Source organism: Rhodococcus sp. ARC_M12 (assembly GCF_022810385.1).
GTDB lineage: Bacteria > Actinomycetota > Actinomycetes > Mycobacteriales > Mycobacteriaceae > Rhodococcoides > Rhodococcoides navarretei.
Map to the genome: position 1 here is coordinate 215,969 of NZ_JALGQI010000008.1, position 25,237 is coordinate 241,205.

Annotated in this window: 25 protein-coding genes; 10 read left to right on the plus strand and 15 right to left on the minus strand. The window is 63.8% G+C overall.

The window, feature by feature from the left end:
* Positions 1-61: 61 nt before the first annotated feature.
* The 4 genes from MTX35_RS12600 (at position 62) to MTX35_RS12615 (ending at position 4,025) form a co-directional block, all read left to right on the plus strand.
* Complete coding sequence (locus MTX35_RS12600; protein WP_121871344.1) at positions 62-1,228, plus strand: acyl-CoA dehydrogenase; 1,167 nt, start codon at positions 62-64, stop codon at positions 1,226-1,228.
* 5 nt (positions 1,229-1,233) lie between these two features.
* The gene (locus MTX35_RS12605) at positions 1,234-2,082 is read left to right on the plus strand and encodes a 3-hydroxybutyryl-CoA dehydrogenase (protein WP_308198126.1); all 849 of its coding nucleotides are present in this window, start codon (positions 1,234-1,236) and stop codon (positions 2,080-2,082) included.
* A 116-nt stretch (positions 2,083-2,198) separates the two neighbouring features.
* The gene (locus MTX35_RS12610) at positions 2,199-2,993 is read left to right on the plus strand and encodes an SDR family NAD(P)-dependent oxidoreductase (RefSeq protein ID WP_243595283.1); all 795 of its coding nucleotides are present in this window, start codon (positions 2,199-2,201) and stop codon (positions 2,991-2,993) included.
* 138 nt (positions 2,994-3,131) lie between these two features.
* Positions 3,132-4,025 (plus strand): SDR family oxidoreductase, encoded by an 894-nt coding sequence (locus MTX35_RS12615; RefSeq protein ID WP_243595284.1) that lies wholly within the window; start codon positions 3,132-3,134, stop codon positions 4,023-4,025.
* Positions 4,026-4,103: 78 nt separating this feature from the next.
* Here MTX35_RS12615 and fabG read toward each other — a convergent pair whose 3' ends face one another.
* Positions 4,104-4,862 (minus strand): 3-oxoacyl-ACP reductase FabG, encoded by a 759-nt coding sequence (gene fabG / locus MTX35_RS12620; RefSeq protein ID WP_045197391.1) that lies wholly within the window; start codon positions 4,860-4,862, stop codon positions 4,104-4,106.
* 518 nt (positions 4,863-5,380) lie between these two features.
* On the opposite strand from fabG, the gene MTX35_RS12625 reads away from it, so the two are divergent.
* A complete protein-coding gene (locus MTX35_RS12625; protein WP_279395882.1) occupies positions 5,381-6,598 on the plus strand; it encodes a polysaccharide pyruvyl transferase family protein in 1,218 nt (405 codons plus the stop codon).
* Positions 6,599-6,662: 64 nt separating this feature from the next.
* The gene (locus MTX35_RS12630; protein WP_243595285.1) at positions 6,663-8,168 is read left to right on the plus strand and encodes a Coenzyme F420 hydrogenase/dehydrogenase, beta subunit C-terminal domain; all 1,506 of its coding nucleotides are present in this window, start codon (positions 6,663-6,665) and stop codon (positions 8,166-8,168) included.
* Positions 8,169-8,179: 11 nt separating this feature from the next.
* Here MTX35_RS12630 and MTX35_RS26005 read toward each other — a convergent pair whose 3' ends face one another.
* The 5 genes from MTX35_RS26005 to MTX35_RS12655 all read right to left on the minus strand — a co-directional run bounded on the left by MTX35_RS26005 (position 8,180) and on the right by MTX35_RS12655 (position 13,048).
* Complete coding sequence (locus tag MTX35_RS26005; protein ID WP_243595286.1) at positions 8,180-9,439, minus strand: glycosyltransferase; 1,260 nt, start codon at positions 9,437-9,439, stop codon at positions 8,180-8,182.
* A gap of 53 nt (positions 9,440-9,492) precedes the next feature.
* Positions 9,493-10,230, minus strand: coding sequence for a 1-acyl-sn-glycerol-3-phosphate acyltransferase (locus tag MTX35_RS12640; protein WP_243595287.1), 738 nt, complete (start codon positions 10,228-10,230; stop codon positions 9,493-9,495).
* Between the two features lie 15 nt (positions 10,231-10,245).
* Positions 10,246-11,001 (minus strand): ABC transporter permease, encoded by a 756-nt coding sequence (locus tag MTX35_RS12645; protein WP_243595288.1) that lies wholly within the window; start codon positions 10,999-11,001, stop codon positions 10,246-10,248.
* Positions 10,998-11,984, minus strand: coding sequence for an ATP-binding cassette domain-containing protein (locus tag MTX35_RS12650; protein WP_243595289.1), 987 nt, complete (start codon positions 11,982-11,984; stop codon positions 10,998-11,000). Before MTX35_RS12650 ends, MTX35_RS12645 begins: the two co-directional genes overlap by 4 nt.
* A gap of 98 nt (positions 11,985-12,082) precedes the next feature.
* Positions 12,083-13,048, minus strand: coding sequence for a lysophospholipid acyltransferase family protein (locus MTX35_RS12655; protein WP_243595290.1), 966 nt, complete (start codon positions 13,046-13,048; stop codon positions 12,083-12,085).
* Positions 13,049-13,164: 116 nt separating this feature from the next.
* Here MTX35_RS12655 and MTX35_RS12660 point away from each other — a divergent pair, with 116 nt between their 5' ends.
* Both MTX35_RS12660 and MTX35_RS26010 read left to right on the plus strand, forming a co-directional pair.
* Positions 13,165-14,568 (plus strand): GntP family permease, encoded by a 1,404-nt coding sequence (locus tag MTX35_RS12660; protein ID WP_243595291.1) that lies wholly within the window; start codon positions 13,165-13,167, stop codon positions 14,566-14,568.
* Positions 14,569-14,715: 147 nt separating this feature from the next.
* Positions 14,716-15,198: a YdeI/OmpD-associated family protein gene (locus MTX35_RS26010; protein ID WP_243595292.1), complete on the plus strand. Its 483-nt coding sequence runs from the start codon at positions 14,716-14,718 to the stop codon at positions 15,196-15,198.
* A gap of 15 nt (positions 15,199-15,213) precedes the next feature.
* Here the strand turns inward: MTX35_RS26010 and MTX35_RS12670 are convergent, their stop codons facing one another.
* The 5 genes from MTX35_RS12670 to MTX35_RS12690 all read right to left on the minus strand — a co-directional run bounded on the left by MTX35_RS12670 (position 15,214) and on the right by MTX35_RS12690 (position 19,408).
* Positions 15,214-15,918, minus strand: a complete 705-nt coding sequence (locus tag MTX35_RS12670) for a M50 family metallopeptidase (protein ID WP_243595293.1) — start codon at positions 15,916-15,918, stop codon at positions 15,214-15,216.
* A gap of 89 nt (positions 15,919-16,007) precedes the next feature.
* Entirely contained in the window at positions 16,008-16,952 is a 945-nt protein-coding gene (locus tag MTX35_RS12675; RefSeq protein ID WP_243595294.1) for an acyl-ACP desaturase, read from the minus strand.
* Between the two features lie 128 nt (positions 16,953-17,080).
* A complete protein-coding gene (locus MTX35_RS12680) occupies positions 17,081-17,584 on the minus strand; it encodes a GtrA family protein (RefSeq protein ID WP_243595295.1) in 504 nt (167 codons plus the stop codon).
* A 95-nt stretch (positions 17,585-17,679) separates the two neighbouring features.
* On the minus strand, positions 17,680-17,847 hold the full coding sequence (locus MTX35_RS12685; RefSeq protein ID WP_170945796.1) for a hypothetical protein: 168 nt from the start codon (positions 17,845-17,847) through the stop codon (positions 17,680-17,682).
* Positions 17,848-18,022: 175 nt separating this feature from the next.
* Positions 18,023-19,408: a hypothetical protein gene (locus MTX35_RS12690; RefSeq protein ID WP_243595296.1), complete on the minus strand. Its 1,386-nt coding sequence runs from the start codon at positions 19,406-19,408 to the stop codon at positions 18,023-18,025.
* A gap of 157 nt (positions 19,409-19,565) precedes the next feature.
* On the opposite strand from MTX35_RS12690, the gene MTX35_RS12695 reads away from it, so the two are divergent.
* A complete protein-coding gene (locus tag MTX35_RS12695; protein WP_243595297.1) occupies positions 19,566-20,330 on the plus strand; it encodes a pirin-like bicupin family protein in 765 nt (254 codons plus the stop codon).
* 210 nt (positions 20,331-20,540) lie between these two features.
* Positions 20,541-20,918, plus strand: a complete 378-nt coding sequence (locus tag MTX35_RS12700) for a DUF4190 domain-containing protein (RefSeq protein WP_243595298.1) — start codon at positions 20,541-20,543, stop codon at positions 20,916-20,918.
* A 26-nt stretch (positions 20,919-20,944) separates the two neighbouring features.
* On the opposite strand, the gene MTX35_RS26015 is transcribed toward MTX35_RS12700, so the two are convergent.
* The 4 genes from MTX35_RS26015 to MTX35_RS12720 form a co-directional block, all read right to left on the minus strand.
* The gene (locus tag MTX35_RS26015; protein WP_243595299.1) at positions 20,945-22,045 is read right to left on the minus strand and encodes a GGDEF domain-containing protein; all 1,101 of its coding nucleotides are present in this window, start codon (positions 22,043-22,045) and stop codon (positions 20,945-20,947) included.
* Positions 22,046-22,140: 95 nt separating this feature from the next.
* The gene (locus tag MTX35_RS12710) at positions 22,141-23,724 is read right to left on the minus strand and encodes an ABC transporter permease (protein WP_243595300.1); all 1,584 of its coding nucleotides are present in this window, start codon (positions 23,722-23,724) and stop codon (positions 22,141-22,143) included.
* Positions 23,721-24,599, minus strand: coding sequence for an ABC transporter ATP-binding protein (locus MTX35_RS12715; protein WP_243595301.1), 879 nt, complete (start codon positions 24,597-24,599; stop codon positions 23,721-23,723). Before MTX35_RS12715 ends, MTX35_RS12710 begins: the two co-directional genes overlap by 4 nt.
* Entirely contained in the window at positions 24,596-25,210 is a 615-nt protein-coding gene (locus tag MTX35_RS12720) for a TetR/AcrR family transcriptional regulator (protein WP_243595302.1), read from the minus strand. Before MTX35_RS12720 ends, MTX35_RS12715 begins: the two co-directional genes overlap by 4 nt.
* Positions 25,211-25,237: the final 27 nt, after the last annotated feature.

Genomic DNA, 25,237 nt, shown 5'->3' on the forward strand with positions numbered 1-25,237 from the left:
GGGGCAATCCTTGGCACTGAGTGCCCTACGTGGGCAGTGCTACCCCGACATACCGAGGAGCGTGGCCGACATGGCCGGAAATCCCGACTTCGATCTGTATCAATCACCCGAAGAGCACGACGAACTGCGCGCGGCCATTCGGGCGCTCTCGGAGAAGGAGATCGCTCCGTACGCCAAAGAGGTGGACGAGGACTCCCGCTTCCCGGAAGAGGCATTGAAGGCACTCAACGCCTCCGGCTTCAACGCCATCCACGTTCCCGAGGAATACGACGGACAGGGTGCCGATTCGGTTGCAGCCTGCATCGTCATCGAAGAGGTCGCCCGGGTGTGCGGCTCGTCCTCGCTGATCCCCGCCGTCAACAAGCTCGGCACGATGGGCCTGATCCTCAAGGGCTCCGAGGAGCTCAAGAAGCAGGTTCTGCCCTCCCTCGCCGGCGGTGCAATGGCCTCGTACGCCCTGTCCGAGCGCGAAGCAGGGTCCGACGCCGCCGCCATGCGAACCCGCGCCAAGGCGGACGGTGACGACTGGATCCTCAACGGTGCCAAGTGTTGGATCACCAACGGCGGCAAGTCCGAGTGGTACACCGTCATGGCCGTGACCGATCCCGACAAGGGCGCCAACGGCATCAGCTCGTTCATCGTGCACATCGACGACGAGGGCTTCAGCATCGGCCCGAAGGAGAAGAAGCTCGGCATCAAGGGCTCGCCCACCACCGAGCTGTACTTCGAGAACTGCAAGATCCCCGGCGATCGCATCATCGGCGATCCCGGCACCGGCTTCAAGACTGCGCTGGAAACGCTCGACCACACCCGCCCCACCATCGGCGCACAGGCCGTCGGTCTGGCACAGGGTGCCCTCGACGCGGCCATCGCATACACCAAGGACCGCAAGCAGTTCGGCAACGCGATCTCGAGCTTCCAGGCAGTGCAGTTCATGCTCGCCGACATGGCGATGAAGGTCGAAGCCGCACGTCTGATGGTCTACAGCTCCGCAGCCCGCGCCGAGCGCGGCGAGAAGAACCTCGGGTTCATCTCCGCGGCAGCGAAGTGCTTCGCCTCCGACGTGGCCATGGAGGTCACCACCGACGCCGTGCAGCTCTTCGGCGGTGCCGGCTACACCACCGACTTCCCGGTCGAGCGCATGATGCGCGACGCCAAGATCACCCAGATCTATGAAGGCACCAACCAGATTCAGCGTGTTGTCATGTCGCGGGCGTTGCTCAAATGAGCACGATCGAACTCGTAGGCGTCATCGGCGGTGGCACCATGGGCGCAGGCATCGCCGAGATGTGTGCTCGCTCCGGTAGTTCGGTGCTGATCCTCGAGACGAGCCAGGCGACAGCCGATGCTGCAGAGGCACGCCTCGACAAGTCGTTCGCCCGCGCCGTCAAGTCCGGCCGCATCGAAGCCGACGCGGCCGAGAAGTCCAGGGCGGCAATCACGTTGACGCTCGACATCAACGACTTCGCAGACCGCGACCTGGTTGTGGAGGCGGCGCCGGAGATCGAATCACTGAAGCTGGATCTGTTCGCCAAGCTCGATTCCATCGTCAAGCCCGAGGGAATTTTGGCGACCAACACCTCGTCGATTCCCGTCATCAAAATGGCCAACGCGACGAAGCGTCCCGACAAGGTCGTCGGAGTGCACTTCTTCAACCCGGTGCCGGTGCTGCCGTTGGTGGAGATCGTCGTCAGCCTGCTCACCAGCGAAGAAACCGTTGCAGCGGTGACGGACTACGCCGGAAACACGCTGGGCAAGAAGACGATCCGCGCCGGCGATCGCGCCGGATTCATCGTCAATGCCTTGCTCATCCCGTACATGGTCTCGGCCATCCGCATGCTCGAGTCCGGCTTCGCCAGCGCGGAGGACATCGACGAGGGCATGGTCAACGGCTGCGCGCATCCCATGGGTCCGTTGCGTCTGACCGACACCGTCGGCCTCGACGTCACCCTCGCGGTGGCGGAGTCCCTCTACGCAGAGTTCCGCGAACCGCACTACGCCCCGCCGCCGCTGCTGCAACGCATGGTGGACGCGGGAATGCTGGGTCGCAAAACTGGTAAGGGTTTCTACTCGTATTCGTAGTAGTCCCCCCGGAGTCCGCGTGAATGGTCCATTCACCCCCGTCAGGGCCGGTGAATGGACCATTCACGTCTTCGAAAGGCGCACACTGGAGTCGTTCCACAACACTGGGAGGCTTCATGAACATCGATCTCGACGGCCGGACGGCATTGATCTCCGGCTCCAGTCAGGGCATCGGATTGGCCATCGCCACAGAATTGGCCCGTGCCGGTGCGCGCGTCGTACTCAACGGTCGGAGCGCATCCGCGCTGGATTCGGCCGAGGAACAACTGCTCACCGAAGTACCCGGCGCACGAGTGATCGTCGTGGCGGCGGATCTCGCGACGGCCGAAGGGGTCGAGACGCTGCTCGCCACGGTCCCGGTGGTCGACATTCTGGTCAACAATCTCGGCATCTTCGGAGCCAAAGCCGCCCTCGACATCGACGACGACGAATGGCGACGCTATTTCGAGGTGAACGTCCTGTCCGCGATCCGGCTGATCCGGACGTATCTGCCGGCGATGACCGAAGCGGGCTGGGGCCGAATCCAGAATATCTGCAGCGATTCCGCTGTCGTGATTCCCGAAGAGATGATCCACTACGGAATGACGAAGACCGCGCTGCTCGCGGTGACCCGCGGATTCGCGAAAGCTGCTGCAGGCACTGGTGTTACGGTCAATTCTGTGATCGTCGGCCCCACCCACACCGAGGGGGTGGAGAAGTTCGTCGCCGAGCTGGTCGGTGACGAACTGCCCTGGGACGAGGCTCAGGCGAAGTTCATGAAGGAACACCGGCCACAATCGCTCATCGGGCGCCTGATCGAGCCGAAGGAAATCGGCAACATGATCGTGTACCTGAGCTCGGAGCAGGCCTCGGCGACCACCGGCGGCGCACTGCGCGTCGACGGCGGTTACGTCGACGCGATTCTGCCCTGACTATGCACTTCTCTGCGGTGGCAGTAGCCCGTCCGGTCGGTCACAGTTTGTGGCCGGCCGGATCGGGGCATGCGCTGAATACACGGAATCAAGCAGAGGTTCTTCACGCATTTCACCGCATTCGGAGACGATTCGACAGTGAGCGATCAGTACACCTTCACCAACCCCGTCACGCAGTACCGCCAGGACGGCTTCCCGGAGCAGCACCAGGATCCGCCCGGCCTGGCAGCAGACCTGCAGCCGCTCGCCGATCACGGTGAGAACACCTATCGCGGATCCGGTCGCCTGACCGGCCGCAAGGCGCTCGTCACCGGAGCGGACTCCGGAATCGGTCGCGCAGCAGCGATTGCCATCGCCCGCGAGGGTGCCGACGTAGTACTCAACTACCTTCCGTCGGAGGAAAAAGACGCTCAGGAAGTTGCTCAGCTGGTACGCGACGCCGGACGCACCGCAGTCCTGGCACCGGCAGATCTCACCGACGAGCAGGCCGCGCGCGGCATCGTGCGCACCGCCGTCGACGAACTCGGTGGCTTGGACCTGCTGATCAACGTGGCCGGTAAACAGCAATTCGTCGAAGACCTGGCCGATCTGACGTCCGAGCAATTCGATCAGACGTTCAAAACCAACGTCTACGCACTGTTCTGGATCATTCAGGAAGCGGTGCCGCACATGCCCGCCGGTTCGACGATCGTGAACACCAGCTCCATCCAGGCATACACACCCTCGCCCGGTCTGGTGGACTACGCGACGACGAAGATGGCGATCAACACCATCAGCAAGGCCCTCGCGCAGCAGCTGGCACCCAAGGGTATTCGCGTCAATGTCGTTGCACCGGGACCGTTCTGGACGCCACTGCAGGCAGCAGGCGGACAGCCGACATCGGCACTGCCGGAATTCGGCAAGGAAACACCGCTCGGACGCGCCGGGCAGCCCGCCGAAATCGCCGGCGCTTACGTCTACCTGTCGTCGGCCGAATCGGGTTACGTCACCGGCGACACATTGAACGTCAACGGCGGCATGCCGACGCCGTAGGCGTCACCCGTGTTGGGTGAATGGACCATTCACCCCCGTCTGGGCCGGTGAATGGTCCATTCACGCATTCGCGAGAGGTCAGTCCTTCGGCCCACCAGCGGCGTAGACGACCTGACCCGAGATGAAGCCGGCACCCTCGCTGACGAAGAACGACGCCAGGTGCGCGATGTCATCCGGGTGTCCGACGCGATTGACCGGAATCTGCGACGCCGCAGCAGCTTTGAAGTCCTCGAACGGCATCCCGACACGTTCGGCGGTGGCCGCCGTCATCTCCGTCTCGATGAACCCGGGGGCAATGGCGTTCGCGGTGACGCCGAACTTGCCGAGCTCGATGGCGAGGGTCTTGGTGAATCCCTGCATACCGGCCTTGGCGGCGGAGTAGTTGGCCTGGCCGCGGTTGCCGAGGGCCGAGGTGCTCGACAGGTTGACGATGCGACCCCACTTGGCGTCGATCATGTGCTTCTGGACCGCGCGGGTCATCAGGAACGATCCGCGCAGGTGGACGCCGAGAACGGAATCCCAGTCCTGCACCGTCATCTTGAACAGCAGGTTGTCGCGAGTGATGCCGGCGTTGTTGATCAGTACGGTGGGCGCACCGAACTCGCTCGCGATGCGATCGACTGCAGTCTGGACCGATTCTTCATCGGCGACATTGGCACCGATGGCCACTGCCTGCCCACCTGCGGCCTGAATTGCGCCGACGGTATCGCTGCATGCGGCCTCGTCGAGGTCCACGACAGCAACGCCGAAACCGTCCTTGGCCAGGCGTTTCGCCACAGCAGCACCGATACCGCGGGCACTACCGGTCACTACGGCGGTCTTGATCTGATCACTCACGAATTTCTCCTACGAAATCGGCCTTTACGAACGGTCACCTGTTTCTACCAGGCCGCTCCATCTACACGTCGACGCTACCTAGTCGCTCCACGCAAGTGTGGTTCGCTGAAGACAGCGCCGTACCGCCTGGCACGTATGAGATGGTGTACGGGCCGCTACCCGTCAGGAGCACTATTCTCCGAGGAGGTTGGACGTTTGCTCGACGCACTGTGCGCGTGTACGCCGCATCGCCCACGAATCTGTTCCCGCAGCTGGTAAGCGCACCACCGGTCGCAGGGTGTGCAACCGCCACTCGAATACGCATCGGACGAATGTCCAGCATTCGTGTTACCAGCGACAAGATACGAGGACCCAGCCAATGTTCCGCTCTACCCGTCCGCACGCGCAATACGTCGCACCGCACGATCTCATCTCACCCGGCTCGGCGCGAGACTTGAGAGGGCGAGGTGCTTGATCGACTCAGGGAGCGCACGAACGTCCAGTTGATCAGTAGGTTGTACGCGTTCCAACGGTCCGCGATGGGTATCTCCCTCATCTCGGCTGTCGACTCGGCAGCCGCGTTTGTCACCAGGTTCACGAAGCAACACCGCGACGACGCACAATGCCATTTGGTACTCGCGTCGTCCGGAAAAGGAAACATCGGCGACCGGGCCATGCTGGAGGCAGTCCTGGCCCGAACGATCGGACCGACGAAAGTAATCGTCGAACAGTCGAACGATTACGAGAGAACGGGCCAATTTTCCGAGACAGAATTTGTGCCACTACCCATATTGGCAAATGGGTACGCACTTTACAGGTTCCGTGACTCACTACGTTTCGCTGCACTCCTGAAGAATGCGACCAGCTATTCCGTGATCGGTGCCGATGTCATGGACGGGCTGTACGATGTCGCGCTATCCGTGGCCCGCTCGAGCACCATGGTCATGGCGGCGAATGCCGGCGTGCCAACCACTTTGTACGGCTTCAGCTGGTCCGAGATTGCGAATCCGACAGCACTCAACTCCCTCATGAGGGCGGCTCGAGCGGGAGCGTCGCTGTACCCCCGCGACCCTGCCTCGCTCCGTCGGCTGACCGCAGACGGCATCGACTCCGTAGTACAGGCCGCAGACGTCGTGTTCACGGATCGAACGGTGACCACGGCCGGCGAGCAGCACAGCTGGATAGTTGCACAGCGGCAACGCGGACATCGAATAGCGATCGTGAACGTCAGCGGGCTATTGGCGAGGAGAATGAACCAGATTCCCGAGTATCTCGAGATACTGACGCATCTACTCCAGAAGGACTTCTCCATCGTGCTGCTGCCCCACGTACTCAGACGCGGGGACGACGATCTCGCGGCCCTCGAGCTGCTCGAGCAAGAAGTTCTACGGGCCCGGATGCCGTCGACTGGTATGCGAATCACACTCGTTTCCCACGGATCTCGTCCATCCGACATTCGCGGACTGACGATGGAGGCCGACATCGTGATCACCGGCAGGATGCATCTGGCCATACTGGCGATGTCGCAAGGTACACCCGCAATCACCCTAGGAACGCAGGGGAAGGTAGAGGGTCTGTACGAAATGTTCGAACTACCGGCCCTGTGCGTCGAGCCGAATCCCGGTTTCGGCAGCCGAGTGGTAAGTCTGTTGTCCGAGCTCGACCTCGCCGAAACGCGATCCGTACTGGGCGACAAGCTTCCTTCCGTACTTGCGCTGGCCGAGAGGAACTTCGACGGGCTCGCGGAAGTGTCGTAGGTGCAGTGAGTGTCGAACGTCCAGTTGATCCGCGTACTGCCGGCTCCGAGTCGAAGGAATAGGAATGCTCCCTGACAATGATGGGCAGGCGGGCGACCTCGCTGCGCCGACACCTCGTGCCACTGTCGCCCTGGGCTTGCCATCGATCAGAATGGTCGTCGAAAACGACGTCTGCGTCGGGTGCGGTGTGTGTAGCGTCGCGACCGGAGGAGACATCGACGTCGCGTTGAACGAAAACGGTTACTACAGCGCGCAATTGGACAATCTCCCCGAATCGACGGTGGCGATGGGCTCGAGCGTGTGCCCCTTTGCAGACGAGACGCCGGATGAAACTGCGGTAGCGGACCGATTGTTCACATCCACTCCATCCGAAGACCCGGTTGTGGGCAGGTACATATCGATTCAGGTCGGCAGGGTCACGTCCGACCAAAGAATCCTGGGGAGCAGTTCCGGAGGGATGACCAGCTGGTTGGCGGGCGAGTTGCTGGACAAGGGCCTGGTAGATGGTGTAATTCACGTCGGGTCGGCTACAGAACCCCTGTTCGAGTACATGGCATCCTGGGACATGGAGGGACTCGAGACCAACCGGAAATCGATGTATTACTCGACCACGGTCACCGAAGTTGTGAACCGGATACGTGGCGATGGATTGCGATACGCATTTGTCGGTGTTCCTTGCTTCGTGACTGCGATGCGTCACCTGTGTGCCTCCGACAAGGTTCTGGCAAGCCAGGTCAAGTATTTCATCGGCTTGGTTTGCGGTCATTTGAAGTCGTCCTTCTTCGCACAGTCTCTTGCCTGGCAGACCGGCGTCGCGCCGGACCGCATCGACAGTGTCGACTTCCGAGTCAAACGCGAAGGGCGCCAGTCCAGCGACTACGACTTCAGTGCCATCGATTCCTCGACAGGCACAGAGCTCAGCCGCCCCACTAATTCACTGGTCGGCGGCAACTGGGGTCACGGATTGTTTCAGCTGAATGCCTGCAATTTCTGTGACGATATCTTCGCCGAGACGGCTGACATCACATTCGGTGATGCGTGGTTGCCCCGCTTCAAAGATGACTGGCGTGGAACCAACGTAGTCGTTTGCCGGGATCCGCAGCTTGCCGAACTGCTACAGGACGGTGTCAGCGACGGCCGCTTGTTGCTGGAACCGCTCGGGGCGGAAGAAGCCGCCGTAACACAGGAGGGCAACGTCAGACATCGACGAGTGGGGCTTTCGGTGCGTCTGGCCGACGATGCAGCCGACGGATCGTGGACTCCACACAAACGGGTCGTTACTTCCTACGAGGGCGTGGACGATGACCGACTGGCGATCATTCGATCTCGACGAAAACTGACCGAGCGAAGTTTCGAGGTATTTCCCCGAGCGCTTGCTGCAGGAAATCTGGGAAAATACATATTGGGGATGTCGATTCATATAGCCCGACATGATGTTCTGTACTTTCGGCGGTCGCTCGGCAAGATCAAGCGCGGCTACGTCGTGTTCGTGCGCGGCGTCTGGGTTCCCTCGATATCCGAGCTGCGCCGACGTTCGCGAGCATGTACTTCCACCGTTCATGAGGACTGACTCTTGGGTCATCACTTGCGCTGGGCACCGTTGTCGTCCGTCGCAGCCGGTCGAATCCGTGTCGACAGGTCCCGCCCGTAAATCTCTCGTAGTCGCTCCTCGAATGGCTCGGAGGTGTAACGCGCCCTTGCCCAGGTGCGTGTTCGGTCGGCCGCCACCATTGCCTGGTCGTCGTTCAGGCAATGCACCAAGCCATCGGTCAATCCGGCGTCGGTGTCGGAGACGGCGTAAAACAGGCTGTCTTCGCCGATGCCTTCGGTGCCGACGGGTGTCGCCACGACCGGTACGCCCCACAGCATCGCCGACAGGGTCTTGAACTTGACTCCGGCGCCGGTGCGCAGCGGGACGACAGCACACCGCGCACCGCGGTAGAAGAGCTCGATGGAGTCGACGAATCCGGTGACATGCACGCTCGCTTCGTTCTCGGCGGCGGCGAGCATGCGTGTCGAAGGGTTGCTCCCGACGAGGTGCAGGGTCGCGTCCGGATGTGCAGCAACGACTGCGGGCCAAATTTCTTCGATGAGATGCACTGCCGCGGTTTCGTTCTCCGGGCGGCGAAACGCCCCGACGAAGATGACGGATTTGCCGTCGACGCTGTTGGGGCCGACTGCGTCGGACATCCCCGGCTCCTCGAGATCCGGCAGCACCACCTCGACGTGGCAGGTGACCCCCAGGTCCGCCAACAGCCCGGAATCCTTGTCGCTCAACACTATTGCCGTATCCAGCGCAGAAATCAGCCGACGTTCTCGGAATCTGTTGACCGCACGCCCCACCCCCGCGGTCCAACGGACTAATCGGCTCGGGGAGTTGATCGCGTGCCGATGGATACGTTCGCACACCACGTCGTGTACGACGCCGATGACGCGCACGTTCGGTGCAACCCGGCGAACGAACCCGACGAGCCGAAAATACTCCACCCACTGCACTTCCACGATGTCCGATCGACGTATGGAAGCCACCAGATCCGGATTTCGCACAGCGGCTCGGGTGTAGCCGGCATTCCAGCGATACGGGTCGAGGAGGAACAGTGCCCGCTGCACGAGTCCCTCGATGCGTCCGAGTCGCGTCGACACCAATTCGACGGAGACACTGTCGGACCATGTATCGGCTTGTGCCGCTGCGTTGTCGGCACTCTCGGGTACGAAGTAGACGGTGTCGACGGCCGAGGCGAGGGCACGGGCGTGGGCGAGTACGTACTGACCGCCCGCATGCGCCACGTGCCGAAACGGTGCCGCATGAGACAGCGACGTCACTGCGATTCTTCCTGACACAGTCGGGCACTCTACCGCCGGACCCGCGCCGGCGTGCGAGTACGGAACTCAGGCTAGTACGCCGCCACCGCTCCGTCGAGTGCCTTCTGCATTCCCTCTGCCACCACTCGGGTGATATCGATCGGCTTCTCGGGCAGTTCGGTGATGGGAGTGTCGATGTAGACGCTCGCCTGCTTCACGCTCGGCACACCGGGGCCGTAGCTCATACCGATGCAGATGAGCACCGGTTCCACGCCCAGCTTGCGCGCCCGCATCGCGATGTGGCCGATACCGCTGCCGACGTGCTGCACCGTCGTCGGATCTTCGAGGTTGCAGGTGCCCTCGGGAAACACCGCGAGGTCGTCGCCCCGCTTCATGCGCTCGGCGCTGACATCCATCATGCGGTTGCCCGCAGCGCTGACCGCACGCATTCCATGATTCTTGCCGCGGAAGACAGGAATGCCACCCATCATGTCGATTCGCCTGCGCTGCTTGGGTTCCTGGAACAGCTCGTCCTTGGCCAAGACCCGGGTGCGGCCGATGACCGGACGCAGCGGCGACGACCACGCCGCCGCTGCGAGCGTGTACGGATCGCTCTCGGTCAGATGATTGACCGCGATGAGCAGACGCGTGTCGTCGTACACGAGACGACGCAGCTCCTCACGGGCACCGTCGGGATACGACACCCGCGGACGGAAGCGTCGGGCAAGGGCGGCATACGCCAACCTCGCGACCTGACGATTCTGCCGGTGACGCAGGTAGAAGTCGTACACGGTCACATCGTTCTCGAGAATTACCGCAGGACGATCCATGACGCGAGCTTAGCGTCACACCCGCGAGGAACCCATAGCCCGGATCCCGACGGCAAGTCCGACCGCTGCGGTCGCGACCGCTGCAACGACACCTGCCGTCACCGTCGAACTCGCGAAGTCACCGGCGAACAGTGCACGTTCGGCGTCGACGAGATATCCGAGAGGGTTGATGTTCACCAGGAACTGCATCCACCCCGGGGCGGTGGTCAGCGGCAGCATCGTGCCCGAGAGAATCAGCAACGGGAACATCAGCGTCTGCTGGATGGACCAGAACACCCAATCCTGGCCGCGCACAGACAAAGCCAATGCATAGGACAAGGCACCGAGCCCGACTCCGAACACCCCGAGCAGCACGATTCCCACGGCTGCACCGATCGGATTCACGGACAGGCCGAGCGGCAATGCCACCAGGATGATCAGCACGGCCTGAGCTGCCAGCGGCACCATTTCCTTGAACGCGCGCCCGACGAGCAGCGCCGCTCGCGGCAACGGTGTCACCGACATTCGTTCGTGCGAACCCTGTTGCAACTCGGCCAACAGATTCGAGCCCGTCATCGACGTTCCGAAGATGGTGATCATCGCGAGTACCCCGGGAACGAACCAGTCCCAGACACTTCCGTTGCCCAGACCGGGGACCTCGGTGAGCAGGGGGCCGAACAGCGCCAGGAGAATCAACGGTTGGATGAGACTGAAGGTGACGGTGAACGGATCGCGGAGCATCGGCCGCAGCTCCCGACCCATCACCAATGTGCTGCCCGAGAGAACGTTCATCGGAGTTCTCCTGCCGTGCCCGCGGTTTCGAGGGACACGTTGGCGCTCTCACGAAGACTTCGCCCGGTGAGGCCGAGGAACACATCGTCGAGGGTCGGTCGCGTCATATCGGCAGTCAGTACGTCGATTCCGTGGGATTGACTGCGGCGCAGCAATTCCGGAAGGACCACCTCGGCTCGCTCGACCCGAATGTTCAGCCGCGAACCCGCGACCGTCACGTCTCTGATCCCAGCAACACCGTCGAGCAACGGCAGGAGCGCCGACGCGTCGGAGACGGCGAGGACCACGAGATCACCTGCCAGTTCCGACTTGAGCGCCGCGGCGGTGTCATCGGCGATGACGGTGCCGCGATCGACGACGATCACTCGCTCGGCCATCGAATCGGCCTCGTCGAGATAGTGCGTGGTGAGCACGATGGTGGTGCCCATTTCGCGCCTGAGCCGCAGAATGTGGTCCCACAGGTTCGCTCGGCTCTGCGGATCCATTCCGGTGGTCGGCTCGTCGAGAAACAACAGGGGCGGACGGTGCACCAGCCCCAGCGCGATGTCGAGTCGTCGCCGCTGCCCACCGGAGAGAGTCGAGACGGTGCGCTCGGCAAGCTCGCCGAGTTCGAGAGCGGCGATCAATTCGTCTGCGCGACTGCGTGATCGCCGACGCGTCATGCCGTAGCACTGGCCCTGCACAACAAGCTCGTCACGGACGCGTTGATTGTGGCCCGCGCCGTTGCCCTGCCCCACGTAGCCGAGGCTCCGACGAACCCCGTCCCGATCTTTCGCTACGTCGAATCCGGCGATCCGAGCCGAGCCGGACGTCGGTGCCAGCAGGGTGGTCAGCATCCGCAAGGTGGTCGACTTGCCCGCCCCGTTGGGGCCGAGCAGAGCCACGAGCTCGCCCTCACCGATCGTCAGATCGATGCCCCGCACCGCCTCCACGGTCTTCTTGCCCTGCCGGAAAGTCTTGGTCAATCCGAATGTTTCGATCATCTGTTGACGCCCCTTGTCGCACTGAGTGAATCCGTACGACGAGGACGCTAGAAACGATCGCGGTCAGCTTCGGTCCGCGTTGCCAGGACAGCCGCGAATCAGCCGAAGACGGGGAACTTTCGCTTACTGGCGAGAGCGTCCATTCCGGATTGGATGCTCGCACGCACCTCGTCGTACTTGGCGTCGACGTACGCCTCGTCCTCGCACCGAGCCGGATCGTGGTCCAGTTCGACCGGCGGCATGAAACGGGTACGGATCTTGGCAGGCAACGGAATCTGAGGCAGCGCGGCGGGCGCGATTATCCAGGGAAGCGAGATCGCGATCGGAAACACCTTCAACCGTGCAATCTTGTCCAGCTTCAGCGCTTTCGACAGCTTGTCACCGCGAATGAGCACCGGCATCGCGTCGGCCCCACCCACTGTCGCCACCGGCACGATGGGGACACCCATGCGGATGGCGAGCTTGACGAAGCCGGTCCGACCACCGAGGGTGGCCTCGTCTCGCTTGCTCCAGGGCCGCAACGAATCGACCTCACCGCCCGGCCACACGATCACGTCGCGCCCCTCGGCCAGCGCCGTCGACATCGAGTCCGGTGCCGCGGGAAGTACACCCATGGATCGAAAGACTTTGCCGATCAACGGGAACGCCATCAATGCGTCGTGTGCTGTTCCGTGCAGAATTCGCTTCTCGCCGAAGTGTCGCCACCATTGCGCACCGACGGTCCACGCGTCCCACACGAACGGCGCACCCGAGTGCACCCCCACGACCAGCACCGGCGACTCGGGGATGGTCTCCCAACCGTCGATCTCCATCCGGAAGTACCGGTCCATCACCCCGTTCCACAGCCGCTGCTGACGATCCATCGCCACGGTGTCCTGGTCGTCGAGGTCCCAACTGCCCGCGCGTTCGGCGACAACAGCTCCGAGACCACCGGACGCGTTTGCGCGGCGCTCCTTCATCTTCAGGCGCGCAGCCGCAGCGTAGCGCTGAGCCTGCTCGCGCAATTGCTCCTTCGCCTGAACTTTGGAGCCGTCCCCACCCATTACGTGATCCCCATCACTCATACCCGCACCGTACTCCACCCGACCGAAGTCGACCGACAACCGGCGCTCGTTACCCCGCGCGACGTCCGGCCTGTCCGTTATGGTCAAAATTCGAGCCGAGCGAACGAGGTACACCGATGGATCCGATCGAACCGGCATACGGAACGACAGCACTGCTGCTGATCGCCGCCGCAGCCGTCGCAATTCTGCTGTTCCTCATCATGAAGGTGAAACTGCACGCCTTCGTCTCACTGGTCCTGGTCAGCGCGGTTACCGCCGTCGCGGCCGGAATCCCCCTGGCAGACGTGCCGTCGGCCCTGCTCTCGGGCTTCAGTTCCACACTCGGATCTGTCGCCCTACTCGTCGCCCTGGGCGTGATGGTGGGCAGACTGCTCGAGATCACCGGCGGGGCACAAGTGTTGGCCGACACCCTGATCAACCGATTCGGTGCCAAACGCGCACCGCTCGCCCTGGGTGTCGCCGCACTCATCTTCGGCTTCCCCATCTTCTTCGACGCCGGACTCGTCGTGTTCCTGCCGATCATCTTCACCGTCGCCAAGCGCTTCGGTGGTTCGGTGCTGCTGTACGCACTCCCCACTGCGGGCGCGTTCGCAGCGATGCACGCGATCGTTCCCCCGCACCCCGGCCCGGTTGCCGCCACCGACCTCCTCGGCGGAGACATCGGATCGGTACTGCTGGTCGGAGTTCCCGTCGCAGTCGTCTCCTGGTTCGTCGGCTCGTATCTCGTTGGTACGCAGCTCGGCAAGCGGTTCCACACACTGCCCGCCGACCTCTTCTCCGACGGCGCAGCCAACTCCGAAGCACACGACAAGGAGATGGCCGGCCTCCGCGACCCTGCGCCGAAGTTCGGTGCGGTGCTGTTCATCCTGCTGACGCCGCTCGTACTGATCTCCCTCAACACCGTCGTCAACACTCTGACCACGTCGGGTGTGCTGACCGGAGACGAGACCTGGGCAGCAGCGCTGACACTCATCGGTCAAACTCCCATTGCACTGCTCATCACCCTGCTCCTGGCTCTGTTCATCCTCGCGCCGGGGCGCTTCCCTGTGGCCGACGGTGCCAAGTACATGGATCAGGCGCTCGGGCCCATCTGCTCGATCATCCTGATCACCGGTGCAGGCGGCATGTTCGGTGGAGTGCTGCGGGCCAGCGGCATCGGGCAGTCGCTCACCTCCTCGTTGTCCGATATCGGGCTGCCGATTCTGCTGCAGGCCTTCCTGATCGCCACCGCGCTACGCGTCGCGCAGGGTTCGGCCACCGTCGCTCTCACCACCACCGCCGGGCTGATCTCGGTGCAGGTGGCGGAGCTGGATCTGAGCAACTTCAAGATCGCGCTGCTGGTGTTCGCACTGGCTGCCGGAGCCACCGTGCTGTCGCACGTCAACGATTCCGGCTTCTGGCTCGTCAGCCGCTTCTTCGGCATGGACGAGAAGACCACCCTCAAGACATGGACCGTCATGGAAACCACACTGGGACTGGCGATCTTCGCCGTCGCATCACTGCTGTGGGTGGTGTTCTAGCGCAGTTCTCACTGGTCGACCTCGAAGACGCGTGAGTCTGGATCGGCAAGGGGTTCGACGCGAGTCTTCGTTCCGCAGTCAATCGCTCAATTATGCTGCGATTATGGGCGAAATTCCCTTCTCTCGTATCGATTATGCGAGGCACTCGTGAGTGACCGCTTTCGATTCGACGCAGTGCTGGAACCGTTGACGTGGGGCAAGAACACGTACACGATCATCCGTGTTCCGGCTCGTTTGGTCGAGGCAGCGGAGCGCTGGCCGACTCGCCGGATCGACGGTTCGATCGAGGGGCTGAGTCTCAATCTCGGTCTCAACAAAGCAGATTCGAGTGTGATGCCCGGGTCGTTCGTCTACATCGGCGCAGGACTTCAGCGCCGGTTGGGCGTCCGTCCCGGTGATCTGGTGTCGTGCGAATTCGAACCGGCCGACCCCGATCTGGTACCTGTCCCGCAGGATGTCGCCGAGGCGATGGAGGCGGCGCACTGCACATCCGCGTGGGAACGGAAGCGGCCGAGCGAGCGCCGTCAATTGTTGATGCCCATCGACAACGCTGCGCGAGAGCAGACCCGAGCAGAGCGCATCACGCGACTGGTGAGGTCGTTGACGGACAGTGGGCAGACGGACGGCTGACACCGAGGCCGGTCGTCACTGCACCGGAACGAGAATGCGCCACGCCCCCAACGCCAATGAGCCGACGGTGACGAGCAGGAACAGGCCGACCCAGACGATGCCCGGCAGGAAGGTCAATCGGGCCAGCTGATCGGCGTCGGAGTCCCGAGCCCGTCCTGCGCTGCGGGATTTCTGCAGTTCGAGAACGGGGCGCGGACCGGCGATCAGCAGGAAGAACGTGATGAAGTACGCCGCAGCGACCTGCTGCTCTCCGGTGCCCCACCAGGACACGACGAACAGGGCAGCGCCGACAGTTACGAGAGACAGCAAGCCGTAGATGTTGCGAATCATCAACAGCATCAACGCAATCGAGATGACGCCGATCCACAGCACCGCGACCGCATGCTGCGTCCCGAGCACCAGGGCAGCACCGAGCCCCAACAGCGACGGCCCCACGTAGCCGGCGAACGTCATCGCGATGACGCCGAGGCCGGTGGGCTTTCCCTTGGAGATCGCGACGCCGGAGGTGTCGGAGTGCAGTCGCAGCCCCATCAGTTGTCGGCCGGTGATCAGTGCGACGAACAGATGCGCGCCCTCGTGCGCGATGGTCACGACATTGCGGGCGATGCGCCAGGTCTGCGGCAGTACCACGATGACAAGAGCGGCCAGCGCGGCAACTTGGACGATCCACACCGGTGGATCAGGACTCACCGCGGAAATGCGGTCCCAGAATTCGTTCACACCCCAGTATGCGGCTTCGCCGCAGTGGCGTGATTATGTGCCCCGGGCGGCACATAATCACGCCACTGCCGCAGGCACTAGGACGCGCGCTACTCGGCCTTCGCACGTTCGCGGGCGAGGGAGCGATCACGCATCTCCTCGAACTTGGTGGCCTGACGCTCGAGGTCTTCGAGGAACGCGGCGAGTTCTTCGCGCTTGTTCTCACCGCGGGCGGTGAAGTCGTTGCGCTCGAACACGCTCCACTTGCGCAGCACCGGCCAGACGACGTCCTCTAGGTGCTGACGCAGGTCGTAGATGCCGTGCTTGGCCATCAGCACACCGTTGCGGCGGAAGTTCGGCATCCCGGCACCGGGCATGACGAAGTTCATCACGATGTCGGAGACCGCCTGCAACGTCTGATCGGGCGAGATGTCCATCGCCGCACCGGTGATGTTGCGGTAGAAGATCATGTGCAGGTTCTCGTCGGCGGCGATGCGCTGAAGCATCCGGTCGGCGATCGGATCGTCGCAGACCTTGCCGGTGTTGCGGTGCGAGACGCGGGTGGCGAGTTCCTGGAAGGTCACGTACGCGACCGAGTGCAGCAGACCGACCCCCGCACCGGCGGGCGAGACGTACCCGTTGGTCATGTGGATCATCCGGGCCTCTTCGAGGGCGACGGGATCGACGCCGCGGGTGACGACGAGGTAGTCGCGCATGACGATGCCGTGACGGTTCTCCTCGGCGGTCCAGCGGCCGACCCACGTTCCCCAGGCACCGTCCTGGGAGAAGTTCTCGGCGATCTCACGGTGGTAGGACGGCAGGTTGTCCTCGGTGAGCAGGTTGGTGATCATCGCGGCCTGCGCGACGTCGGAGAGCTTGGACTGCTCCGGGTCGTAGTCCTTACCGCCGAGTGCGGCGAAGTTCCGGCCCTCGTCCCACGGAACGTAATCGTGAGGGTGCCACTCCCGCGCCATCGAAATGTGCCGGTTCACATTGTCCTCGGCAGTGGGCACCAGCTCTTGCAGAAGCTCGAGCTGTGTCAGATCCCTGGCCATCGAGATGCCTCCTCGCGTTGACGTCAGCTCGCAAGCCTAGGGCGATACATGCGTGACGTGTGGAGCCTTGCCCGGATTCTGTTAGAGGTAGCAATCGACGTCCGCACCGAATGGTGCGACGTCACAGCTCAGCGAGGATCGAGAATGGAACCTGAGGACGCGAGCGTCGCCGGACGGAAGACCCAGCCACGGAGAGCGAGGAACCGAGCGGCTCCGAAGATGCCACTCACAACGACGACGACGAGAGCCTGCACGTACGTCGGTGCAGCTGGAAACAGGACGTGCATAGCGGCCAGTGAGGCGGTACTCAGACCCAACCCGATCAGGGCCAGTCCCCCGGCTTCCCACTGCGTCTGGAACCAGCCCACACGTCCGGCCGCATGAAAGGTGTGGCGGCGGTGGAGTTCGTTGGCAAGGACGGTACTCGAGGCCACACCTGCGAGGTTGGCCGTGAACGATCCCAGAGAAGCGAGGGCGACGAACAACAGGGCGTACACACCGTTGCTCGACACCCCGACGACCACGAAGCGTGTGAACTGAGCGAGCACCGACTCCCCGAGCATCCGCGACCTGATGCGAGGCGCACAGCCCACCGGCCCGGACGCGGCCGGGACTTTCAGGGAAGTGCTCACGAGGTCTCCAGTTGTTGAACCGGAAGCGTCGGTCGGCGCTTCGACTCGATACAACTCTGCCCGCGACCGAATCAGTCTCGGGCGTGACGGAGATCTCAGGCCTTGGTGGAACTTTCTTCCCGAGCGCGCTTCTTGCGATCCAGGTCGATGTTGAGACTGTCGGGCTTGATCGATGCGACGAACAACACCGCGACGAGCACGACCACTACGACGATGGTGATGACGACCACCGCGATGCCGAAAATTGCCAAGATACCGTTCATGTCCTGCCTCCCGTGTCAGGCAATACGGTACTTGTCGTAGACGGGCCGGTCGACCACGACCCCTGGGTCGTTACTGCAGGCTCCACTCCCGCCCCCCAAGGTCGTTACTGCAGGCTCCACTCCCGCCCCCCAAGGTCGTTACTGCAGGCTCCACTCCCGCCCCCCAGCTCACCGCTCAGCTCACCAGGCGCGCCACGGCGCGCATCGGCAACGACAGCCAGGTAGGCCGGTTGCGCGCCTCGTACAGAACTTCGTACACGGCCTTGTCCAGCTCGTATGCGCGCAATAGGTCGGCCTCCTCGCGGGGATCGTGCCCGGCCACCGAGGCGTATCCGTCGAAGAATGCTGCAATGCTGCGGGCCGCCCACTTCTCGGCTCGTTCTCGTGCCGACGAGTCCTCGGGCAGGTCGACCAGCAGGTGATTGGCTGCATAGTCGAACGAGCGCAGCATTCCCGCCACGTCACGCAGAGCGCTGTCCATCTGCCTACGCTCGGCCAAGGTCTTCGCCGGCTCACCCTCGAAATCGATGAGCAGCCACCGCTCGGGAGTACCCAACACCTGCCCCAGATGAAGATCGCCGTGGATGCGCTGCACCGTGGTGCTGTTCGACGCCTCCGCCCGCGAGATCAGAGCGGTCGCCGCCGGGATGTACTCCGCAATCTCCGGCACCACCCGCGCCACGCCCGAGATGCGGGCAAGAATCTCCTCGACGGCGGTCGATTCCACCGACCGTTCGGCGGTGCCCAGCACCGACGCCAAGTCGTGGTGCACCTGCGCCACGGCCGCTCCGATTCGACGCGCGTCCGGGGCGAAGTCGGCCGGCAGGTCTTCGATCGGTGTCTGCGGAGAATCGAACACCTCTTGCACGCTGGCCAGCGCCGCAGTCCAGCCCTCGGCGGAGTTCGCGGCGAAATCCTGAGCCATGCCGAGCGTCGTGGGCTCACCGCCGACCTCGGCTTCGAGCCAGCCCCGAAGCGGCGCGACGTTGACACTGCCGGCCTCCGCCAGCGCGCGATGCAGCTCCACATCCGGACTGATCCCCGGCGGTACCTGGCGAAACAGCTTGAGCAACAGCAGATCACCGAGAATCACCGAAGTGTTGGACTGCTCCGCCCCCAGAACCCGACCGCGCAGACCGCTCGGCACACTCGAACCGCCCACGATCTTGAAATCGATGCTACCCGTGGCCTTTCCGACAGCGAGCGCGTCACCGTACAGGCCGATGATCTCGGGGTCCCGCAAACCGTCGAACACGGCCACCTCGCCCGTCACGGGCAGCACCCACGGCCGAAGGTCGTCGGTCAGTTCGGTCCTGAAGCCCAGGGGCACCTGGTAGGTCTGCGTCACCGCCGCGCCGTCCTGCGTCAGCTGCACCTCCACCAGCAGATGCTCGGCCGCGAAATGCGGCTCGTCCGCCAGCACGTCACGCGCGACGATCCGCACCGCAATCACCGTCGAACCCTTTGCGCCGAACCACCGTTGACCTGGCAACCAGGTTGCCAGAGCATCCTCGAGCTGGGGTTCGACCGTGCGTGCCACACTCGAGCTGGAACCGACCATGAGAATCTCTCGCCGCCTTCGTGGGAGTTTGCGGAGCTTGTGACCGTACGCAGCGAAACCTACCCACTCGCGGCGGCACCCACACACCGACAGCAAAGACACCCGAACGTTATGCAGGTCGTACGCCGGTGCACAGACATGCTCGTAGAGTGGAAACATGTCCGTTCCACTGACCGCCCACATCGACGTGCACCGCGCCGGTGATCGATCGAAAACCCGTGTGTCCTGGCTGGACTCGAAACATTCGTTCTCGTTCGGTCAGCACTACGACCCGGACAACACCCATCACGGACTGTTGCTGGTCAACAACGACGACATCGTCACTGCCGGTCAAGGTTTCGAGACGCATCCGCATCGCGACATGGAGATCGTCACGTGGGTGGTGCAGGGTTCGCTGGTGCATCAGGATTCCATCGGACACTCCGGAATCATCTATCCCGGCCTCGCGCAACGGATGACCGCAGGCAAGGGCATCATGCACTCCGAGAAGAACGATTCCTGGAGCATCGACGGCAACAGGCACACCGAACCCGTTCGCTTCGTGCAGATGTGGGTGCTCCCGGACAGCCCCGGTGCACAACCCGGTTACGAACAGCTCGAGATCGGTGACGAACTACTGCGGGGCGGGCTGGTCACCGTCGCGTCGGGAATGGACAAGCATCGTGGCCGGGCAGCAATCACCATCGGCCAGAAGTCGGCAGCGCTACATGCGGCAAGGCTGCTGCCCGGTACCTCGGTGACAGTTCCCGATGCCCCGTTCGTGCACCTGTTCGTCGCGCGCGGCACCGTCACGCTCGAGGGTGTGGGCGAGCTCTGGGAGGGCGACGCCGTCCGCATGAGTTCGACTGGCGGACAACGTATCACCGCCGCAGAGCCGGCCGAGGTATTGATCTGGGAGATGCATTCGCGACTCGGCGGTTGACATACGTGTTCGATGACAAGTTGATCACGGCAACATGTGGGGCCTGGGCTCATCGCAGACACCCGCATACACTCCCAGCGTTCACGATCGCCGATTTCGGAGGTACTCAACGTGTCGAATCAGAATCCGCCGCCCGGAAACTATCCCCCTCCCGGAAACTATCCTTCACCTGGTGAGTACCCCCAGCAGGGCGGGTATCAACAACAGCCGGTGGCGCCGAAGAACACCATGGGCACGGTGGCTCTGGTCCTGGCGATTCTGGGCGTGCTGTTCTCCTGGACCATCGTCGGCGGCATCGTTCTCGGCCTGATCGCCATCGTCCTCGGCTTCATCGGACGGTCCAGGTACAAGAAACGCACCGCCACCAACGGCACCGTGTCGCTCATCGCGATCATTCTCGGTTTCGTGGCCGCAGCTCTGTCCATCGTTCTCGTCGTCGTCGGCGTCGGCCTGTTCAACGCAGGCGGTGGTCAGGACTTCACCGAGTGCCTGAACAACGCAGGCAGCGACACGACAGCGCAACAGCAATGCGCCGACGAATTTCAGCAGAATCTCGAGAACAGGTTCGACGAGTCCACGCCCAATTGAGTCGCGACCGAGGCGACTCGGCCGCCTCAGGCGGTCCGGTCGCCTCGGGGTGACGTGCCCGCTACGACCACCTGGTTACCGCCCTGACGCTTGGCTTCGTACATCGCCGCGTCGGCTCGACGCAGCAGTAGCCTGGTGCGTTCGACGACGTCGGCACCGGCCTCCGAGCTCACGGCGCTGCAGTGCGCGACGCCGATGCTCACCGTCAGGGGCGCGGGGTCCCCTGCGGAATGCGCGGCACAGCGATACTTCTCGGCCAGTGCGAGGGCCTCGTCCTCGGCCGATTTGGTCACCACCGCGAATTCCTCACCGCCCACCCGCGCAACCAGCACCCCGTCCGTCGTCAATCGACGTGCGACGAGTTGCAGGGCCGCATCCCCCTGGTGGTGACCGAATCTGTCGTTGATCGACTTGAACCGGTCCACATCGACGACCATCACCGATACATCGGTCGCACCGAGGAAATACACCGGTAGGGCCTCGTCGAGTCCTCGACGGTTGCGCACCTGCGTGAGTGGGTCGAAGTTGGCGGCCTGTGCCTGGACCTGCAGTTTGAGCAGCAGGTACTGGAAGAACGTCGGGCCCATGAATGTGATGGGTATCAGCACCACGAGTTGCGCGACGGCCAGTCCGTGATCGGTGTCCGGCGACAGCAGGATGAGCACGAAGAACAGCACCACGGTTGCCCCGGCCCACAACAGATGCAGCGCCATCACCCTTGCACTGTGGAAGAGCTGTACGTAGACACTGTTGGCCGCGAGCAGCGCGAGCGCCAAGAAGAGGGTCTGAGGCGATCCGTACGACAACAGAACCAGCGTTACTCCGATGTCCGAGTACGCGGCGAACGACAGGGACACACGCTTCGACGGCCATGGAGCCTTCAGCCAGGCGACACCGACCACGAGTGTCGAGACGATCGCTGCGACGAAGACGGACCTACCGATCACGGAGGTCGGAGGCGTGTCGGTGAGCAACAGCAGTGCGCCGGCGCCGAGCCCGTACGAGAACGTGCTCAGTGCTGCGGCGAGGCGATACGGTGCGAGCGCACCGTGCAAACCGAGGTAGCTCACCACCGACTCGTAGCTGTGCGGCTGGTTCCACCACACGCGGAGGAATGTCGAGTTCACACAACCTCCATGCGGATTCCGGCCGAGCATCACCGGACCGGACGCTCACCGCCGGGCCGGACATATCGGCCATCGACAATGCTATTCGACCAGCATCACCCTCGGATGTCTCTTCGCCGGAATGCTGCCGACCCGATGATGCCGACACCGACGGCAGTGACGACGAGCCACCCGATCGGCGCAAGGGACAGTGCTGCTCCCGGCAATCGCGGAACGTGCGTGAAGGGCGAGAGGTCGAGCCACGGCTGCGGCAGGCCCACCACCGCACCGATCTGGCCGAGGGCGACGAATCCGCCCAGGATCGCCCACAGGACGGTCGCGAATCGAGGGACAGCGCCGAACAGAGCCACGCCGATGGCCGTCACCACCCACACGGCCGGGAGCTGAATCAATGCGCCGCCCACCACGGACCGCAGTTCGCCTGCGATATCCCCGGTGGCCGACCCGTACGGCAGCCCGATGGTGACGCCGACGACCAGGAGCAGCCACGCTGGGCCCAGGACGGCGAACAGCAGATGGCCTGCCAGCCACCGCAGGCGTGAGATCCCGGTGGCCAGCACGACCTCCGCCAGGCCTGCCTCCTCCTCGCTGTGCAGCCGCAGCAGGGCCGAGACCGAATATGCCGCAACGACGACGCCGACGATGCTCAGTACAGCGGCGATGAACGACTGTTCGACGGTGCTGCCACCGAATTTCTCCAGTGCGTCGCTGATGGCCGCACTGCTGCCGAGCTGTCCGCCTATACCGCGGGCGGACAACCCGATGGCGATGCCGAACAGGGCAATTCCGACGGTCCAGCCGAAGGAGGCCCCGCGGGTCAGTCGCCAGGCGAGCGCAACGGGCCCGGCCAGTGTGGACGCGGCCGATGCTCGGCCACGGCGTTCGGCCAGCAGTCCGCTCCCGAGATCGCGACGCTCGGCCGCCCTGACGGCGGCAGCGAGAAGCAGTGCTGCGGTGGCCAGTGACATCAGCATCGGCCACCACCTCTCGCCTGCGAACGGTCGCACCTGCGCCGACCACCCGATCGGCGAGAGCCACGACAGGGTGCCCGAGCCCGCATCGCCGATCGCCCGCAGCACGAATGCCGCCGCGAGCACGCCGAGGGCATAGCCGCGAGCCGCCCGCGCCCCCGACGCCACCTGCGCCGCCACGGCCGCACAGCCGACGAAGACGAGACCGACGACGACGACCGACGCCCCGTACGCGACGCTCCCGGCCACCGGGAGCCCGAATGCCCACAGCGTGATCGACGACAACGCGCCCGTCGCCGCCACCCCGGTGCCCGCCAGCGAGATCGCCGCGGCCAGTCCGGCGTATCGACCCACCGCCGTCGATCCGATCAGCTCGGTCCGACCCGCGTCCTCCTCACCTCGGGTGTGCCGCACCACGGTGAGGATTGCCGCCAGCGGAACCAGCGCCAGCACCAGTCCCGAGCGCCACGACACCAGAGCGCCCAGATCGCTTCCGAAGATCGGGCCGACGAGCGCCGCTTGTGCCGGCATAGCCACAGTGCCCAGGTAGAAGGCCTGACGGTCTGCCGCCGTCGGATACAAGCCCTCGAAGCTGACCGCGTACAGCAGCGGCAGCGCGCCGAGCAGAACGACCCAGATGGGCGCCACCAGGCGATCGCGGCGCAGATACAGCCGGAACAGCGCGCCCGTCCCCTCGAGGGAGTTCATTCGTAGTACCTCAGGAACAGTTCTTCGAGAGTCGGCGGCGAACTGACCAGGCTCCGCACTCCGGCGTCGGCAAGGACGCGCATCAGCGCCGGCAGGGCCTCGTTCTCCACCGTGCAGGTGACGGTGGAACGGTCCACGCTCACGGCACCGACCCCGGGGAGTGACTCCAGATCGACGGGCACTCGATCGACAGTGGCAGTGATCGTCGTGCGCGTGAGGTGTCGCATCGAGGCCAGGGTCCCGGAATCGACCGTCCGCCCGTCTCGGATGATCGTCACCGAACTGCACAGCGCATCCACCTCGGACAGGATGTGCGACGACAGCAGCACCGTGACTCCGCGTCGGGCAGCATCTTTCACGCAGTCCCCGAAGTGCTGTTCCATCAGCGGATCGAGTCCCGATGTGGGTTCGTCGAGGATCAACAACTCGACATCGGAGGCCAGGGCCGAGATCAGCGCGACTTTCTGCCGATTGCCCTTGGAGTAGGTGCGGGTGCGCTTGCTCGGATCGAGGGAGAACCGGTCGAGCAGTTCGGCGCGGCGGGCGGTGTCGACGCCACCGCGCATTCGGCCGAGCAGATCGATCACTTCACCGCCGGTCAGCGACGGCCACAGCGTCACGTCGCCCGGGACGTAGGCGAGGCGTCGATGCAGTGCAACAGGGTCGGCCCACGGGTCGCCGCCGAGCAAGCGCACCTGACCCGCCGTCGCGCGGACGAGACCGAGCAGCACGCGGATGGTCGTGGATTTACCGGCCCCGTTGGGTCCGAGGAAGCCGTGCACCTCACCGGTCGGCACGTGCAGGTCCAGTCCGTCGAGGGCCCGGACCGAACCGAACGTCTTGACCAGTCCGTCGACTGCGATCGCGTCGGTCATGTCCGGGCCTCCAGATACGTGTTCAAAGCCTGTGAGTCGGTGAACAATCCGTCGGTGTAGAGCTCGAGTGCAGGAAGGGTGATCTCGTCACCGAGCGCGCTCAGGGCCTCACGGAAATCGACGTCGGGGCCGGCCATCTGCACGTACAACAGCAAGCCTCCGACGTTCTGACGCGTCAGGAATCGGGCCCGCGCCGCGGGGTCTCGGCTGGGAGTGAACCGGCCGTCGCGGACGCCGTCGTCGATGTAGCGCACGGCGTCGTCGACCATGTGCTCGAACAACTCCCGCGCCAACGTGCCGCCTGCGGAGAAGCTCCGCACGATGTATGCGACGAGCGGCGCGTACTCGTCGATACGGGCGAGCTGTTCCATCATTCCGGTGGGCGCGGACGACGCTGCCTTGGACTCGCGGATCACCCGCAGAACGTGCTCGTCGCACGCAGTGCGCAGGCCGTCCTTGGACCCGAAGTGGTGATTGAGCAGCCCAGGAGAGACACCTGCGGCCGTGGCGATGGACCGCACGCCTGCGGTGAAGCCCTGGGAGCCGAAGACGCCGATCGCGGTGTCGCGGATTCGAGCCCTGGTGGTGAGATCCTCCGATGCTGTACGCATGTACAGCACATTAAACACCCGTTCAAT

Bases quoted from the DNA above. Each gene is read 5' to 3' on its own strand.
- MTX35_RS12625 (WP_279395882.1), top strand. From the start codon at position 5,381: ATGGGTATCTCCCTCATCTCGGCTGTCGACTCGGCAGCCGCGTTTGTC.
- MTX35_RS12610 (WP_243595283.1), top strand. From the start codon at position 2,199: ATGAACATCGATCTCGACGGCCGGACGGCATTGATCTCCGGCTCCAGT.
- MTX35_RS12640 (WP_243595287.1), bottom strand. From the start codon at position 10,230: ATGGATCGTCCTGCGGTAATTCTCGAGAACGATGTGACCGTGTACGAC.
- MTX35_RS12675 (WP_243595294.1), bottom strand. From the start codon at position 16,952: ATGGCCAGGGATCTGACACAGCTCGAGCTTCTGCAAGAGCTGGTGCCC.
- MTX35_RS12690 (WP_243595296.1), bottom strand. From the start codon at position 19,408: ATGGTCGGTTCCAGCTCGAGTGTGGCACGCACGGTCGAACCCCAGCTC.
- MTX35_RS12685 (WP_170945796.1), bottom strand. From the start codon at position 17,847: ATGAACGGTATCTTGGCAATTTTCGGCATCGCGGTGGTCGTCATCACC.
- MTX35_RS12695 (WP_243595297.1), top strand. From the start codon at position 19,566: ATGTCCGTTCCACTGACCGCCCACATCGACGTGCACCGCGCCGGTGAT.
- MTX35_RS12650 (WP_243595289.1), bottom strand. From the start codon at position 11,984: ATGATCGAAACATTCGGATTGACCAAGACTTTCCGGCAGGGCAAGAAG.
- MTX35_RS12655 (WP_243595290.1), bottom strand. From the start codon at position 13,048: ATGAGTGATGGGGATCACGTAATGGGTGGGGACGGCTCCAAAGTTCAG.
- MTX35_RS12630 (WP_243595285.1), top strand. From the start codon at position 6,663: ATGCTCCCTGACAATGATGGGCAGGCGGGCGACCTCGCTGCGCCGACA.
- MTX35_RS12660 (WP_243595291.1), top strand. From the start codon at position 13,165: ATGGATCCGATCGAACCGGCATACGGAACGACAGCACTGCTGCTGATC.
- MTX35_RS12715 (WP_243595301.1), bottom strand. From the start codon at position 24,599: ATGACCGACGCGATCGCAGTCGACGGACTGGTCAAGACGTTCGGTTCG.
- MTX35_RS12710 (WP_243595300.1), bottom strand. From the start codon at position 23,724: ATGAACTCCCTCGAGGGGACGGGCGCGCTGTTCCGGCTGTATCTGCGC.
- MTX35_RS12645 (WP_243595288.1), bottom strand. From the start codon at position 11,001: ATGAACGTTCTCTCGGGCAGCACATTGGTGATGGGTCGGGAGCTGCGG.
- MTX35_RS12720 (WP_243595302.1), bottom strand. From the start codon at position 25,210: ATGCGTACAGCATCGGAGGATCTCACCACCAGGGCTCGAATCCGCGAC.